10 protein-coding genes are annotated in these 16,273 nt (G+C 58.2%); 2 read left to right on the plus strand and 8 right to left on the minus strand.

The features are described 5' to 3' along the window. Window positions 1–11: 11 nt before the first annotated feature. The 4 genes from ACZ5PA_RS04995 to eno are packed head-to-tail and all read right to left on the minus strand — an operon-like array spanning window position 12 to window position 11,645. Window positions 12–608, minus strand: a complete 597-nt coding sequence (locus ACZ5PA_RS04995; protein ID WP_464931175.1) for an AMMECR1 domain-containing protein — start codon at window positions 606–608, stop codon at window positions 12–14. Window positions 609–646: 38 nt separating this feature from the next. Beyond that, complete coding sequence (locus ACZ5PA_RS05000; RefSeq protein WP_464931176.1) at window positions 647–8,455, minus strand: hypothetical protein; 7,809 nt, start codon at window positions 8,453–8,455, stop codon at window positions 647–649. Window positions 8,456–8,498: 43 nt separating this feature from the next. Beyond that, the gene (locus ACZ5PA_RS05005; RefSeq protein ID WP_464931177.1) at window positions 8,499–10,400 is read right to left on the minus strand and encodes a hypothetical protein; all 1,902 of its coding nucleotides are present in this window, start codon (window positions 10,398–10,400) and stop codon (window positions 8,499–8,501) included. 3 nt (window positions 10,401–10,403) lie between these two features. Then, window positions 10,404–11,645: a phosphopyruvate hydratase gene (gene eno, locus ACZ5PA_RS05010; RefSeq protein ID WP_464931178.1), complete on the minus strand. Its 1,242-nt coding sequence runs from the start codon at window positions 11,643–11,645 to the stop codon at window positions 10,404–10,406. 73 nt (window positions 11,646–11,718) lie between these two features. On the opposite strand from eno, the gene cysS reads away from it, so the two are divergent. Continuing rightward, window positions 11,719–13,143 carry a cysteine--tRNA ligase gene (cysS, locus tag ACZ5PA_RS05015; RefSeq protein ID WP_464931222.1) on the plus strand — a complete coding sequence of 475 codons (1,425 nt, stop codon included), beginning with the start codon at window positions 11,719–11,721 and terminating at the stop codon, window positions 13,141–13,143. Between the two features lie 72 nt (window positions 13,144–13,215). Here cysS and pyk read toward each other — a convergent pair whose 3' ends face one another. The 3 genes from pyk to ACZ5PA_RS05030 all read right to left on the minus strand — a co-directional run bounded on the left by pyk (window position 13,216) and on the right by ACZ5PA_RS05030 (window position 15,157). Further along, on the minus strand, window positions 13,216–14,556 hold the full coding sequence (gene pyk, locus ACZ5PA_RS05020; RefSeq protein WP_464931179.1) for a pyruvate kinase: 1,341 nt from the start codon (window positions 14,554–14,556) through the stop codon (window positions 13,216–13,218). A gap of 30 nt (window positions 14,557–14,586) precedes the next feature. Then, window positions 14,587–14,796 carry a hypothetical protein gene (locus tag ACZ5PA_RS05025; RefSeq protein ID WP_464931180.1) on the minus strand — a complete coding sequence of 70 codons (210 nt, stop codon included), beginning with the start codon at window positions 14,794–14,796 and terminating at the stop codon, window positions 14,587–14,589. A gap of 70 nt (window positions 14,797–14,866) precedes the next feature. Beyond that, window positions 14,867–15,157, minus strand: coding sequence for a ribonuclease BN (locus tag ACZ5PA_RS05030; RefSeq protein WP_464931181.1), 291 nt, complete (start codon window positions 15,155–15,157; stop codon window positions 14,867–14,869). A 46-nt stretch (window positions 15,158–15,203) separates the two neighbouring features. On the opposite strand from ACZ5PA_RS05030, the gene ACZ5PA_RS05035 reads away from it, so the two are divergent. Next, window positions 15,204–15,938: a 50S ribosomal protein L2 gene (locus ACZ5PA_RS05035; RefSeq protein WP_464931182.1), complete on the plus strand. Its 735-nt coding sequence runs from the start codon at window positions 15,204–15,206 to the stop codon at window positions 15,936–15,938. Here the strand turns inward: ACZ5PA_RS05035 and ACZ5PA_RS05040 are convergent. After that, a complete protein-coding gene (locus ACZ5PA_RS05040) occupies window positions 15,935–16,258 on the minus strand; it encodes a hypothetical protein (protein ID WP_464931183.1) in 324 nt (107 codons plus the stop codon). The genes ACZ5PA_RS05035 and ACZ5PA_RS05040 overlap by 4 nt on opposite strands. Between the last annotated feature and the right edge of the window lie 15 nt (window positions 16,259–16,273).

The raw sequence follows: 16,273 nt of genomic DNA on the forward strand, positions 1-16,273 counted from the left end.
AATCGACAACATCAGCCGCGGCCCAACACTTGGGCTATCACCCTGGAGCGCCATAGCTCCCTCTCTATCACTTGCCCCTCGGGCCTCAGCTCGTAGAACACTTGCGTCGAGAAGACGTAGAGCCTCTCGGGCACGCCCGCGTTGCTCATGACATATCTCTTGAGCGCCTCGCCCAAGAGCCTCCTCTCTATCATAGTCTGGGGGAGCACCACGAAGTTCGGCGGGACGTATACGCCCTCGACGCCCCATTTGAGCGAGGAGAGGGAGTCGAGCGAGGCCTCCCTCAGCTCGGTCACCAAGGTCGCCTCGACGACGGAGCGCCTTAGCTCCATCTCCGAGAATCTGGGTATTTTCAAGACCAGCTTAGCGGCTATCTTGGCGGAGTCGTGGGCCAAGTCCTTGACGGGCTGGACGACGCCGAGCGAACCTCTGACCTCTCTCCTCTCCCATCCGTTGGATCGCACCAAGAACTCCACAGTCACGAAGACCCCGACCTTGCGCTTCGAGAGGACCTCGTCGGAGGCGTTCAAGGGAAGGCCTTTTATCTTACGTTGCATTGAGGAGCGGATGTGGGATATAAGGCGGGTCCCCTCTTCTAGAGAAAGCATGGAGAAAAAAGGAGTGGGGTTTAAAAAGAGCCGTTGTATTACTTCGGCGGGGCCAATATCTGCATCAAGCGCCTTCTCCTCCAGTTGCTGTACTCCATCAACAATATCGCGACGATTATCACTATCACTATCACCAACACTATCCACAACACCAGCTCGGGTATCGGTATCCTGACACCGCCTATGGTTACGCCGGCGGTGCCGGGCACAGTGACCCTAACGGCGACGGTCTGGCCGGCAGCGGGCGTTATGGTGGCGGTGCCCACGTGGTTCTGCTGGGCGGTCACCTTGATCGTGTACTGCTGTCCGCCGAGGACTTCCACCTCGACAGGCGCGGATGAGAAGCTCCTGTACAACGTGCCGTTGGCGTAGTAGACGTCCACTTGCGACACTAAGTTATTGATCGGATATCCGCTGTCGTCGACGGCCGAGATCTGCAATATGGCGGTGGGCACCGTTATGGGCTTGACGGCGGTCTGGCCCGGCGTCAGCGTGAAGGCGCCGGTGGAGTAGGCGCCGTAGGGCGTATTGGCCACGACGTTGTACTGGAGCGAGTTGCCCGCGTTGTCTTGGGCCAACACCACGGCCTCGACAGTGCCGGTGCCGGAGGCGACGACGGCGCCGTTAGGCCCGATTATGGATATAGGCCAAGCGCCGGTGGTGCCCTTGGCTTGGTCGACCACGGAGGCGGATATCTTGGCCGTGGGCACGACTATCTGCACCGACGCGGTCTGGCCGCGGGCGACGGAGACGGTCTTGCTCCACGTATAGCCGAAGGCTTGCGCCGATACGGAGTAAGTGCCGGCGAGCACCTCGGCGGTGACGGAGCCTGTGCCGGTGGCCACGTTGGCGATCTGTATGGACGAGCTGCTCAAGGCCGTGCCGAAGGCGTCGACAACGCTAGCCGATATGACGCCGGAAGGCACGCTGATGACGTAGGTGACGGGTCCGCTGACCGAGAGCGTGGTGGTGTTGACGACTGTGGCTCCGCTAGGCGACTTCACGGTGGTCGCCACGGTGACGGTGTACTGGCCGGCGTAGTTGCTGAGCGGCAAGTAGGCGGTCGCCACGCCGTTGCCAGAGGCTGTGGTGGCGTTGTTGTAGGTGATCGTGACGGGCCAGTCGGTCCTAAGCTTGCCGAAACCGTCTTGCGCTTGCACGGTCACCGGCGCTAGGAGGCCCAACGAGGCTAGGTCGATAGTGCTAGGCAACGTCGTGGTGGTGAAGCTGGCCTTAAACGGCATGGTCAACTTCACCGGGACTCCATTGATGTAGACTGTATCAACCTCCATCGTGAGCGGATAGCTGATGCTGGTGGGTATGGGCTGCGACGCAACTATGTAGTTAGCGCCCGATATAGTAACGGTCTTGAAGGGTATGATGACGGTGCCGCTGGGTGTCTGCATATAGAAAGCACCCGAGACTCCGACGGGCTGGGATATCTGGAACTGGCTGGCGAAGGTCACGGTGGAGGTTATGGAGTAGCCGCTACTGGGCACGGTGGCGCCACGCTGTATTGAGAACGTGCCGGTGGCCACGGGCACCCAGACGACGCTACCATCGGCGGGAGCGGCGGCGGTGCTACTGCTGAACGGGTAGTAGACGTTGTAGTCGAAGTTGGTGGACGGCAGCTGGGACAAGAAGCCTGCCGGATACGAGGACACCAGCTTGTCGTAGACGGTCACCGATCCGGCGCTACTGGTCGTGCCGTTGAAGTAGAACATAGCGCCCTTGGTGGCATCGTCGAAGACCTGGACCAGCACGTTGGCGAGCGGTCCGTTGGGTCCGTTGACGGTCAAGGTGGCCGGGTAGACGTAGGTCCTTATCTGCGTAGTGGTAGTCGCGTTGCCTAGCTGGTACACGTCGTTGCCGACGTCTTGCTGGTACACCCATATCAGATACGCCGGATCTCTAGTTAACACCATCAACGGATAGCCGTCGAACCAGCTCACGTACACGGCGTCGCTCTTATTGAGCTTGGCTAGATCGGGCAGATCGTAGAACAGCTGGCCGCTGTTGTCGGTGAATATCACGGCGTATACGTTGTGGGTTGCTCTGTCGAGCAACACGACGGTCTGGTTGGCGAGCGGCCTGGCGTTCCAGTCAAGTACGTACTTCAGAGGCAGCTCGGGGAAGGTGAAGTTGTACTTGAAGTCGTAATCGCTCGAGTTGACCGTCAACTTGCCCCAAGTCCCGGCGGTGCTCTCGACGACGGGCACCTTCTTGAAGGTGTTGTTTGTTACGTTGAACTTGTAGGTCCAGCCGGTGGCGTTCCGCTCGGCGTGGCTGGCGTATAGCACGTTCTCGGGATAGAACTTGGGCGACAACGACTGCAAGTTGAACAAGCTGGCCAGCAAGGTGTAATTGTTGAGCGCCTTCTGCGCCAACTGGTAGGCTTTCATCAGCTCAGCCTTGGCGATGTCGGACTGAGTCCTATTAGCTTGTACGAGTATGTCGTTCAGGAAGTGCTTCAACATGTCGACCACGCCGCCGTAGTAGGCGGTCACCGTGTAGCTATAAGCCGGGGCGTAGACGACGAGCGACAAGACGCCCGAGGCGTTGATCGCGTAGGATCTGCCGAAGCCGTAGCCGTTGAGCGGTATAGTGGACTGGCTATACATCGGCACATACGAAGCGCTCGAAACGGGTATCGTGTAGCTCGAGCTACCGCACTTGATGACCAAGCCGGATACCAGTATCGGGAACGAGGCGTCGTTGTAGATGGTCAAGTAGTCCAACGCAGTGGTCGGGAGCTTCAAGACTCCTCCATTAGCGGCGTACCAAGCAGTGGCGTTCCAAACGGGGATACCGGTGGCGTTGTACACTGCGAAGGAGCTAGTGCCGCCTATCGGGAAGCCGAGCCCTGCGACCTTGCCTTTGCCGTCAATGAACTCATCGAGGTAGGTGCTGTTCCAGACGGGGATGACGGGCTTAGTAGTCGGCGGCAAGTAGTTCACCACCAAGTACCTCTTACCGTAGAAGTCGTAGCCGGTGACTTTGGCGCCCTTGTTGTCGGTCAACGGGCCTAGGACGGCGGGGGCGTTGGTGCAGAGCGCCTCGGTGCTACCGGCGGCTATGACCCATATCCTCGCCACGTACGAGCCGGAGGCCGAGGTGCCCTCAGCGTAGGGCGGCAATAGGGCCACTTGGCCGGAGGGCACTATGTAGGTCACGGGCATGCCGAAGCCGCCCCACTGCATATACTGTGATTTAGCGAAGGTCAAGTTGACGAACTCATAGGTGGCGTTAGTGCCGGCGGTGCCCACAGTAACGTTGGCGTAGGTGGCGTTGACGTAGAGGCCGCTGGTGAGGACTCCCCACGGCGTTGAGTATTGCTGAGTAGTGGGGCCGTTGGTGTAGTTGATCGTCACTACGAATATGATCGTCACGTTGGCGTCGCCGCGCGCCAGCTTGAGGGCTATGTTGCGCAAGTTGATGTCGTAGGCGAGCAAGTTCTGCGTTAAGTTGACGTAGCTCGACAATGTGAAGTTGACGCTGTAGATGGCGTGGTTGCTGGCGTTGACGGCCCTGACCATCACAGTGGCGTTAGTGCCGTTGCCCCACGGCAAGTACAGCCTCAACGTCCTCAAGTTCAACAGATCGCGGCCCGTGTTGTTGTACATGGACATCACGAACGTGGTGTTGTAGACGTACACGGGGCTTGAAGACACAAGCTTGAACGCGGGCACGCCCAACGTAATGCCGTCCATCAACAACTGTATGAAGGTGTTCCTCTCGAATACGTTGAAGGTCCTAGTTATAAGTCGCGGATACTTCGACGAGACCCACCTGTCGAAGCTAGCCGCGTGCTCGTAGCCGGTGCCGTCGACTGTGTAGAGGTACACCGGCTTTGTGAAGTTCCTGGATATGAACAAGTTCGGCAAATATATGAACTCAGCGCCGGCCGTGATCGGCTTATAGCTGCCGTAGTAGGCGTATCTGTTCGTGTAGTTGTAACGCACCTTGTCGTCGTAGAGCGCAGTGTTGTTGTACGCGGTCAAGTTGGTCAACATGTATACGAGTGGCATCTGGCCGAAGCCGAAGGGCTTCGCCAGACCGGCTAGGTAGTCGATGTCGTTGAAGTATTTCGGCGCATACGGGCTATTGAAGGCGAAGCCGAAGTAGCCGTTGGCCAGCGTGAAGCCTATGTAGGAGTCGACGGGCAGCCTCAGATCCTTGGTGAACGCCGTGACGTTGACGGGCACTACGTTCGTCAAGATATCGACAGTCGGCTTGTTGAGCATTACGTAGCCGTCGTACACCAAGTAGCCCATGTACCAGACCCTCACGTGTAGCCTCATGCCGGGGATGAACAGATGGGCTATGTCGAAGGCACCCACGGTGGCGGGCGTTAAGTCGCACACCGATACCTTGTTGGTCTTGGGCTGGGCCGAATACAACGTGAACACGGCCGAGTAGGTATTGCTGGACGAGTTGGCCAACCAGCTGGCCATAGCGGCGTACGCCAACGCGTTGGCCACATCCGAGACGTTGCCGGTGGGCTGAGCAGTACATTTGGCGTAGCGTTGCGCCATAGTTAAATACTTGCTCGCTATGTTCGTCCAGATGGACTGCATGGCCGACATGCCCACTAGTCTGAAGTCTGTGAGCACTAGATAGTCCCCATCGGTGAAGTTCTGCCACCTCGAGGCGTAGAGGTACGGGCTATTCTCGTCGGCTATCACCAACGTCACGTTGGCCAATATGGGCTTAGCCGCGCCGGGGTACGGGCCGGGCACTACGTACTGGCTGCTCAACAAGTATTTCCCGGTCTTGTCGAACACCCTGAACACCGGGTTGTACACTTGCGCCTCAAAGACTTGCGGGCCGGCGCACCAAGTGGTGAGGGTCATGTTGGTGCTGTTGGCCACGAGGCCGGCGTCTATCTCGCCCCTAGTGCCCAACGTGTAGACGTAGTCGGAAGGCTTAAGGCCGAGCCACCGGGCGTCGTAGGCGGCGTAGGAGTTGTTGTAGTAGTTTTGAGCAGCCGTGTACTGCCACTCCATATCAACTTGCGGTATGATAGTGCGCACAGTCATCTTGAAGTTCACGCCGAGCGGCAACTCGTCGAAGTAGGCGTAACCGGACTCGTTGCTTATGGACTGGCCCATCCTAACGCCCACGTAGCCGGGGGCGAGGCTCGTGGGCACCAACACGAAGCCGGCTAACGGGTACTGCTGGCCTAGGTATATCTCCTTGGCCGGAGCGCCGGCGGGGTCCTCCTCGGTCCAGACGGCGGCCATGACTCTGAATGTCTGCGGCGCTATGGGCAAATACACCACGGGCTTGAAGTAGGGGGCGTTGGCCAAGGCGAAGCTTATGGGCACAGGGCTTGTCGGTATCGCGGTATTGCTGGTAGTGCCGTACAGCTTATAGCCGAAGTAGTTGAGCGTGACGTAGGCCGTGGCGGTGCTGGTCAACGGAGCGCCCCATTGGTCGACCGCTGCCGGTATCGTGACGGGCACCTCGGCAGCGACGGGTAGCTGAGATAGAGTTATGTTCTGGCCGGCGTAAGATATCGTGATGCTTAGAGTGCCGTTGACCACCGAAGGTACGTTGCCGCAGAAGTCGCGGAATAGGAAGTTCATCGTCTTGAGGTTAATCGCTATGTTAATTGCGTGTTCTAAGTTGTAGAACCCTAGCTTCTGCGCTTGTAGCCCGTACACGCCGGCGGTGGCGTTGTAGTACACGGCTTGTACCGTGTAGGCGTCGGGATACGCCTTGGGGCCGTACTTGGCTTGTAATGTGCTGGCAACGTTTCTGGTGGTCTCGACCATGGTGCCGTTGGGCTGGACTAACGGATATGCGGCCACGACGTTGGCGGTGCCCACTAGTATGGAGCCGGCATAGACCCTGAAGCTATAGGTGTACTGTTGCGTGCCGACCGAGAGGCCGTACTGGCTGAAGAGACTACTCAAAGCTACGGCTTGGCCCCAGTTGAGGTACTTGAGGCCGTAGTTACCGTTTGCGTAGACCAGTATCGCGTTGAGGGTGGGCAGAGGCAGATAGCCGCTGGCGTTGAAGAGCGCCAACAAATCTGTGTATACGCCGGGCGTTATGGGAACGTACTCGAACGGCGGGAGGGCCCACAGATACAACGTGTTCAGCTGGTTGGTCCCTGCCATGCCGCTGCTCCACGGATCAGCCACTACCGCGTATTGGCCCGTCTCGGTCAAACTCGCAGTAGTGCCGCTGAGCACGAAGGTGAGGCCTTGCGCCAAGGCCAGGTTATTGAACGGCTGGCCGTTGGGCAGAGTGACGTTGTTGCGCCACCAAAGCGGCACTTGGACGGGCAGTATCGAGACGGTCAAGTCAGCCTTAAAGTTCACAGGAGCTGTGGCGTTGAGAGGCGCTTGCAACACGACAGCTTGCACGTAGCCGCTGGTGGGCTGCGGCTGCGCCGTATACTGCGTGGCTTGATACGAGTACTCGACGATTAGCCTGGGGCTCAGATTGGCGGAGGATATGGAGTACTTGCTATCGGTCAACGTCAAGGTGCCGCTTATCCAAGCCAGGGTCGGGTGCTCGTAGATAGAACGAACTGCGCTTATCAACTTAGCGCGCGTCAGAGTGTTGAAACAGTTGACTATGTCGGAGAAGCTCGATACGGCCCCTCCACAGAGCGTGTGGAGGAAGCCGAACCTCAAATCAGTTATGTCTGTCTGCCAACCGCCTTGTTGTTGCGATATGGTCAACGGATATCCGCCGATGTTCTCCTGCACTTTGAACGTGAAGTACTCGGGGCTGAGTATTGGGTTGCCCTTGATGTCGAAGAGCATATCAACGGTCAACGTGCTGAGAGGCAGTTGCCATATCACCAACCTCTGGCACGTGGCGTTGACGGAGGTCGGGGACCCGTATACGCCGGTGGTTGGGTCGTAGCTTGTGTAATTAACTGTTACTATCGAGTAATTACCCTTAGCATAAATCTTATTAGTGCTGGATATAAGTGTTTGTTGCACATATGTCTTAGTATTGGGATCGTAGATGGAGATTATAACATTGAACGTGTAGGAGACGTTGCCCGGCGATAGGTATCTGCCGACTGTCTGATTAACTGTGCCGAGGGACGTGACGTAGGTGCCCAGATACGTGATGGGGCCGAACGCAACGCCGCTGGGTATTGTATAATTCGGCTTGTACGTCCACGTATAGACGGGCGTGCCGCCTATGAGGAGCTGCTCCCTCAAGGTCAAGTTATAGGGCTGGCCGGCCTCGCCCACGCCGAGGAAGAACTGGTGCAATACGCGCACGGTCAAGTTGGCGAAGCTTGCCGCGCCGTTTAGATGAGTTATGTTGGCGTATGTGGTGTTGAGGACGTAGGACTGGACGTTTCCGCCGCTCGGGCCCGGATAGGCGTAGTTGCTGACATAGCTGCCGGTAGCCAATATCGTGTAGTAGTGGCCGGTGAGGTTGCCTATCAAGTCGGCGAATGTGCCGTTGAAGTTGGGCACCTCGTATAGCAGGAAGTAGTAGCCGTGCCAGTTGACGAGGAGCGCCACGTCCCAAGTGGTGTAGATGTTAACCTCGGAGGCCGGGGCCTTGACGACGAACTTGACGAAGCCCGTGGAGTTGGCCGTTTGGTTCAGTATAACATTAGTCAAGCTGGTGGTTTGGTTGAGATCGCGTATAACCAACGTGAACTGCTTCCCAGCGGCCCAGGAGTGCGGGTTGGTGTACTTCCAGACGTGTGAGCAGAGCGGGCATTCCGTGTTTATCTGTATCGTGATGTTGTAGGGTATGGTGGCGCCCGGAATCCACGGGCCGCCTCCGGCTTGGCCGTGCGCTATGCCGACCAGTATTAGGCCTATTGTGAGCAGTAGGAGTGTTGTTTTGGAGTTATGCATAACCGTGCGATGGAGGGTATATTTAAACTTTTCGCGTTGTAAATTATGATACTCGGGATATCTGCCCGTATATGACGACTTGTAGAGGCCCGTTTATCGAGTTGCCGGCGTAGATCATGGAGTGCCCCTCGCCGTCTATGAGCACTACGCGTTGCCCGTCGTAATAGGCGTTTGTTATATACTCGCCGGCGCCCTTGGCGAACAAATCCGCTATCCTTTCCGCGAAAGTCACGGCGTCGATAGTGCCGGCGGGCGGCTTCTGGTACATGAAAGCCGGTATCGGTATGATCGAGGCGGCGCAACTCACCTCTTGGCCGTCTACTACGACCGACGTGACCACGCCGCCCGAGAACTTGACCACTATGACGTGCAAGCCCACCCAAGCTGTCACTTGCCCTACGCCGTTTGTCGAGCTCCCGTTATAGCTCGCCGTCACGGTCTGGCCCAGCTTGTCTATGTAGACGCTGATCGAGCCTGAGAAGGTTATGGTCCCGCCCGAGTAGCTCACGACTCCGCTCATGCTGTAGACCATGGCCGTGAACGTAATGGTCCCGATGGGCGTGCCGCTACAGCTGGCTTGTTGCGTGTACTCCCTCGAGTCTGTGAAGGACATGCCCGTTATCCCGGCCACGTACAACGTCGGAGGCTCGAGTTGCACATATACTTGTACCGAGTAGGTCGTCCCGTTGATCTGCGCCGACACGGCGTTCCAGTCGTTCAGCTTAGCTTGCAACGTGCCGTTCACTCGCACGACCCCTCCTGGCGGAACGGCGTAGGCGGCGCCCCCGACGACCACGACGACGGTGCGGCCGGTCGCGTTGGTCGATATGAGCCACGTGTAGGGCACGGCGCTCGTGTTGGACTCTATGACGATCTGCCGCGTGAGGGCTGGGTTGTAGACCCCTCCGCCTATCTCCAGCAACACCTTAAGGGCCACCACGCTGACGTTGAGGGCCCACCTCCAAGTAGTCCCGTTGATTATCAGCGCCACGGACCTCTTGCCGTAGGCCGACACGGTGTAGTTGAGCCAAACGCCCTCCCCGGGCGCGAGCCTCAAGGCCGTCCCGTTCACCACCAGCGTCTCGGTGGCGTTCTCCGTGTTCTTCAAATAGAACGCGACCGGCACGGCTTCGCCGGGCACGATCTCGGCCTCGGGCGAGTACGCACGCACCGAGTACCCCGTCGCCAAGTACTGCACGTAGACCTCTACGGGCACGCCGTATGCATCGACCTCGTACTGTCCAGCAGCTGTTATATTCAACACCACGGCGAGAGTGGCGTTGCCGCCCGGCGGTATCTCGACCCCTCCGACGTATCCCGTGTAGTTCCCCAGGTTCCTTATAACGACGTTTACGGCTATCTCGGCCGGCAGTTCATACGTCCGCACCACCACAGGCTCGGCTACGAGCAATGGGGTAAAATAGAGCGCCTCGAACTGGTACAACTTCGGCGTCCCGTTTATGTACAGCAAAACTTGGTTGACCCCCGCGCGCGCAACAATGATCGTGAGGTTCAGCCGCGCCTCCTCGTTAGGCTTTAAGAATATCCTTGTATTATTCACATACACTAAGCCTTCGGCGTCGCCCTTATTGATCACGACGAACGTCAACGTGGCGTTGGTCGGCAGCCTTGTCGCGTTCACGATCGCCGTGGCCAACTCCACCACTATGTCGGGCCTAGGCCGACTGGTCTGCTCGACGGTCGTGGTGCCGATCGTCGCGGTCGTGCTCGTTTGTTCGGTATTGCTCGCGGCGCTCGTCGCGGTCGCGATAGTCGTGGAGCTCTGCTGAGTTATAACGCCCGTCGTCGCGTTGCCGATCGTCGCGGTCGAGGCGGCGCTGGCCGTTTGTTGGCTCGCCGCGGGGACCAACTGTTTAGATATATACGGAGCCAGAGAATAAAGCACCAAGGCCATTACGGCTGCCGCGACCAAGTAGGGCCTCATCGCTTAGATCGACGCCATTCTCCCCCACTTGCCCAGATATTCGCTTATCCTCACCAGCTCGTTCAACTTCGCCGTCCTCTCGCCTCCCACTATGCCCGTCTTGATGACCTCGGCGCCGAATGCCACCGCCACGTGGGCCAACGTGTCGTACTCCGTATCGCCTGAGCGGTGGGACGCCACGACCTTCATCCCGTACTTCCTCGCGGTCCTCACAGCCTCGGCGGCCCTCGTGAGGGTGCCGGTCTGGTCCGGCTTTACTAAGACGGCAGTCGTGGCCTTCAGCTTTCCGCCTTGTTCTATCCTCTCGGCGTTCGTCACGTAGAGGTCGTCCCCCACTATTAGCCTATCCTTGTATCTGTCCGTCAGCTCCGCGAAGCTGTTGAAGTCCTCCTCCTGGAACGGGTCCTCCAAGTAGACTAGCCCGAACTCGTCCAAGAGCCTCGCCATGTACTCTAGCTGCTCTCTAGGCGTCCTCTCCTTGCCCTCGTTCTGGTATACGTACTTGGACCCGTTCCAAAGGCTCGAGGCGGCCGCGTCCACCCCTAGGCCTATCTCGACGCCCATCTCCCTCGACACCTCTTGGGCCGCCTCCTTTAATATCCTCAACGCGGTCTCCGCCGATATCCTGGGAGTCCAAGCCCCCTCGTCGTTTTTGCCGCCGGTGAAGTGGGGGTCCACCTTGACTATGTACTTCAAAGCCCTCTTGTGGACCTCGAGGTTCGCGAGGACAGCCGTCGCCGCGTTGGGCGGGTTTAGCGGTATGACGAGGAACTCTTGAAGATCAGGGCCTAGCCCTCTGCTGTGCTTCCCCCCGCCTATCGCGTTGCCCAACGGCAACGGCAAGGTCCTAGCCGTCGCGCCTCCTAGATGTCTGAAAAGCGGTATCCCCAAAGTGTTGGCGGCGGCCCTCGCGGCGGCCATGGACGTGGCCACGGCGACCGCCCCGCCTATTCTCTCGAAACGCCTCGTCCCGTCGACCTCCTCCAATTTGCCATCAACTGCGTATTGCTCCGACGCGTCGAGGCCGACCAGCTCGGGCGCCACGAGCCTCTCGAAAGCAGCGAGGGCCTCGTCGATGCCGCCCTCCGGCAAGAAGGCCACCTCGTGTTTGCCCTTCGACGCCCCGGCCGGCGCTGCGGCCCTCCCGAAGCCGTCCGCCGTATATACCTCGACCTCCACTGTCAGATCCCCCCTCCCCGTCAACACCCTCCTCGCGGCCAATTCCTCTATCGTTGTGTCGACCATGCCTTCAAGACGTCGCCCACTTAAATTTATTAGGACCCCTCCACCGGCTCCTCATGTCGGGGTGTCCACTCCGTTGAGGATCTACAACACCGCGACCAAGAGGGTGGAACAATTCGTCGTCCGCACGCCGGGAGTGGCCACTGGCTATGTATGCGGCATTACCCCGTACGATTCTGTACACGTGGGGCACGGAAGAGTCTACGTCTTCTTCGACATGTTCCGCCGATATCTGGAGAAGCTCGGCCTTCAAGTCAAGCTGGTGGTAAACTATACCGATATAGACGACAAGATAATAAACAGAGCAAAGGAGGAGTTCGGCGCGGAGGCCTTGAGGCGCTGGCGCGAGGTCCCGGAGCGCTATATAGCCGAGTACAACGAGATGATGCGGAAGCTCTTCGTCAAGCCCGCCTACGCGAACCCCAGAGTGACCGAGAACGTGCAAGACATGTTGGAGTGGATCAAGGCGTTAGTCGAGAAGGGCTACGCCTACGTGGCGCCCGACGGCTCGGTCTACTTCGAGGTGGGGAAGATCCCCCGTTACGGGGAGTTCTCCGGCCAGAGGATAGAGGAGCTTATCGCAGGCGCCAGAGTGGAGCCTGAGCCGGGCAAAAGGAGCCCCTTGGACTTCGCCCTCTGGAAGAGCTGGTCGCCCGGCGAGCCTTGGTGGGACTCCCCTTGGTGCCCCGGCAGGCCCGGTTGGCATCTCGAATGCGTGGTCATGTCCACCAAGCACTTGGGAGTCCCCTTCGACTTCCACGGCGGAGGCGCCGACTTGATATTCCCCCACCACGAGAACGAGATAGCCATAGCGCGCGCCATGTTCGGCGTGGACTACTTCGCCAAATACTGGATACATGTAGGGTACTTGACCATAAGGGGGGAGAAGATGTCGAAATCCTTGGGCAATATCATCACGCTCAAGGAAGTGCTCTCCAAGCACAGCGGCGAGGCCTTGAGGTTCGCCTACGCCATGAGCCACTACCGTAAGCCCATGGAGTTCAGCTTCGAGTTGCTGGACAGGGCCGAGGACATGGTGAAGACGCTCTATACGGCTTACGACGAGCTGAGCCAAGCCGTGTCCGACGCCGGCGATAAGGACTCTGAGCCTGTCGCTGAGGCGTTCCGAAAATACGTGGACGAGTTCTACAACGCCCTCAACGACGATTTCTCGACCAACGAGGCCGCCCAGAGGCTCTACGACGCGGCGCGTTACATAATATCAACAGTTCTGCATAAAATAGACAAGATATCCAGAGAGACCGCGTTGGGCATATTATCCAAATATGTCGAGATGGCCGACGTGATAGGAGTTCTGGAGAGGCGAGATGTCCCGAAGGAGCTACAAGAGGCCGTGAAGGCGTTGGTTGAGGCCAGGTCGAGGCTCAGAGCGGAGAGGCAGTACCAGCTCGCCGATTATATCAGGAACGTGTTGGCGTCCATAGGCGTCGACCTACACGACTTCGGGCAGAGGACCTACTACACCTACAGGAGGAGGTAGCCGTCCTCCCGCGCTAAAACGTCGGCGTACCGTGAGCTCCTCACCTATCAGCTCAGGTGCATTTCCCCACGGTTATTCTCCGATGCGGACCTTTATTGTATGTATCCCGCCCTTGAGGCCGTAGGTGGCCACTAACATCTTGTCGAGAAAACGCGACACGAGCTTATCCAGCCCCTCTTCGTAGTCGTTGGCCGGGATCAACAAAGGCTCGATCCCCCATATGAGGGCCAACTTTCTGGCTATCGAGGGCTCCTTGACGCCAGCGTATATCCTCACGGGCGGCCTGAACTTGGCCACCCTCTTGGCGAGCGTCCCCGTCATAGAGTACACGGCTATTTCGGCCCCCAAATCCTTCGCCATATCGGCGACCGCTACGGCGAATCTGTCCCTGGCATTAGCCGGAGCGGGCCTCCGAGGGGGCTGGAGGTCCGCGAGCGATATTATCCTCCTCAGCCACACGGCGGCTTCTATCGGGTAATTACCGCTGGCGGTTTCGTTAGTGAGCCATAAGGAGTCCACGCCGAGCGACGCAGCGTTGTACACGTCGTTAACCTCTGCCCTGGTAGGGGTCGGGCTCGTCTGCATGGAGTCCAACAACTGGGTAGCCACGGCCACGGGCTTGCCCTTGGCTAACGCTTTCTCCACCAGAGCCCTCTGCACTCTCGGTATGTTCTCCAAGCCGTAGTGCAAGGCCAAGTCGCCCCGCGCCACGACCACGTAGTCCGCCGCGTCCATTATCTCGTCTATGCGATCCACCGCGCCCTTGGTCTCCACTTTGACCATCACGTCTGATCTAAGGCCGTGTTCCTCCATTACCTTTCTCATCAAGGAGACCTCTGCGCCGTTCTTGACCAAGCTGAGCGCCACGTAGTCCACGTCATCCCCGTATTTGGAGAGCGTCTTTAAGGCGGCGAGGTCCTCCTCGACGGGCAAGGCTATGTCGAAGTCCTTCCCCTTGATCACGACGGCTTTATTGCTCGTCACAACGCCTGACGACGTAGCGATGGCTGTGGCGGAATGCCCGGCGGCCTCGACGACCCTGAGCACCAGCTTGCCGTCTAGCATGAGCACCTCGTCGCCCTTCTCCACGACCTCGAAGAACTCGCGACGTGGTATCGGTATGAACCCGTCGCCTCGCTCCGCCAGCTTAAACACGACTTTATCGCCGGCGTTTATCTGTAAGGGCTGCATGGCGCCGGTCCTCACGCTCGGCCCTCTCAGATCCGCTATCACTGCTATGGGCCTCCCGGTCTTGCCCTCGAAGGCTCTGACGGCTCTCAGCCTTGCCTTGAGCTCTTGTTCCGTCGCGTGGGACATGTTTATCCTGACGCCATCGGCGACCCCCAACAGCGGGGCTATGTCGGCTAGCCTATCGGTCGAAGGCCCTAACGTGACCACTACCTTGGTGTACATAAAGACTTATCCGTCATCAATTTTAAGTATTTAAGTATACCTATTGTGTGACGAGAGCTCACGGAGTATAGCCTCGAGGTTCCCGCCTTCTAATACCCTCTCGGAGCCCTTGTACACGATCACCTTCTTAACGCGGCATTGGTCCAACACGTTCTGGAGCGCTATTCCCGGGAAAACGCGTCCCCAAGGCGCTATGTTTCCGTACTCGTCGAGCGCTTTTACTTCTTTATCTATTAACAATCTTCCTCTACATTTATCGAATAAAATTTCTATTTTAATGCCTTTTTCTCTAGATATAGATATAAGTTTTTCAAGTAATTTGAGCATGGATATTCTTGGGCAATCTCAACTTATGCGCGAAGTAATACGTGACCACGCCGTCGTTGCTCACTAGAGCTAAAACGACCGGCATGGACATGCTCTCGCCCATGTTTAGGACTTTATACAACTGCCTCAAGGGCCTCTCCACTCCTTCCACCATTACGTAGAACAGATATCGCTCGTTCTTCTCGGCCACGAAGAGCCCTTCATCTATCCTCTCGATTATCTTGAACCCCCTCGCCTTGAGGTCGTTGATCACTTGTTCCTCGAGCACGTTCACGTCGGGTGTTCCAGTAATGTTTATATAACTTGGGGCTTCGCACGCCGTGGGCAAACGGATACTGGTGCAGAGGAGGGGCAGAGGAGGGAGCCAGTTCAGATCCCCGAGCTGGAAGAGGGACGGCGCCGTGAGGTATCCGCGAGGCATCTCGGGCTACGGCTACGTCGTCGAGCTGTTGCACGAGCCGGGGCTGAACGCCCCCATTGCGAGGATAAGGCTCTCGGACGGGACTGAGTTCTTCAACTTCGCCGCCGAGGGCATGTACGTGGGGCAGAGGATCGAGATAGGCGAGAACGCGTCAATTAAGCCCGGCAACGTGCTCCCCTTGCGCAAGATACCCGAGGGCACCATGGTGTTCAACGTCGAGAAGATGTACGGCGACGGCGGCAAATATGCCAGATCGGGCGGCACATACGCCGTGGTGTTAGCTCATAAAGTCGAGGAGGGGAAGACCTCGATAAGATTACCCAGCGGCCGAGTCGTTGACGTCAGCTCGGACGCCAGAGCGACCGTGGGGATAGTCGCTGGAGGGGGCAGAATAGAGAAGCCTCTCTTGAAGGCCGGGGCCAAGTACTACAGATCTAGGGCTAAGGCGTGGAAATGGCCGATGGTCAGAGGCAAGGCCATGTCGCCGTATGCGCACCCGCACGGCGGAGGCAGCCACCCGAAGGGAGGAACCCCTGTTCCCAGGACTGCTCCGCCCGGCCAAAAGGTCGGCTTCATAGCGTCTAGGTGCACTGGACGCGGTTGCAGAAGGGCTCGCGCCCAACAGAAGATCTAGCAATTCTCCAACGCCCTTTCGATAACGTCTTTCTCCCTCTTGTCGTTTGTCAACCTCATGTTTCTCCTCGCTATTCTCCTGGCTATTCTGCTCGCCTCCTGGGCGCTAGCGCCTCTTTTAGTCAACTCCTCCTTCAGCTTCGCGCAATCGAGAGGCTTCACGTCCTTGAACTGCTCGTAGAGCTTCTCGACGAGGAATATCCTATAGGCCCAGCCGAGCTCCGCCATGGGTATGGGCCAAGAATAGCCGCAAGACGTACACACATACCCTCCCGCCGGAGTTATCCTGATGACCCGGCTACCGCATTTAGGGCAACTCATGCCGAAGTCTTCGCG

The sequence above is a fragment of the Thermoproteus thermophilus genome (assembly GCF_055392855.1).